General features: G+C 38.4%; 1 pseudogene. It reads left to right on the top strand.

Features of this window, described 5'->3' with window-relative positions:
- Positions 1 to 17: 17 nt before the first annotated feature.
- A pseudogene (locus CWB85_RS21500) lies at positions 18 to 388 on the top strand (LamG-like jellyroll fold domain-containing protein); the annotation flags it as partial.

The raw sequence follows: 388 nt of genomic DNA, 5'->3' as shown, positions 1-388 counted from the left end.
TCAACAGGACACATACAATGAAACTTAATCAACTAGCTGTCGTAATAAGCTGCGCTTTTGCAGTCTCAGGCTGTGGCTCAGATGGAAACTCAGCACCCGAAGGTGTTTTAGCTTCGCAACCTGTTGTTACTGCAAAACCAACTTTAAATAGCAGTGTGCAATTTAATGATGATGGGAATGTGGCAGTAACTAATGTTGCAGTGCATGATCCATCAGTTTTAAAAGTCGATGATACTTATTATATCTTTGGCTCACATTTAGCGGCCGCTAAATCAACCGATTTAATGAACTGGGAAATGATTTCAAGTTTATCTGCTAATAATGCAGTAAATGAAAGCCCACTTTTTGACTTTAATTACACCACTGAAATATCAGAAGGGATTGAATG

Source organism: Pseudoalteromonas sp. S1727 (genome assembly GCF_005886375.1).
Classification (GTDB): domain Bacteria; phylum Pseudomonadota; class Gammaproteobacteria; order Enterobacterales; family Alteromonadaceae; genus Pseudoalteromonas; species Pseudoalteromonas haloplanktis.
Note: the sequence above shows the minus strand (reverse complement) of the source record. Positions and strands in the feature narration are given on the sequence as shown.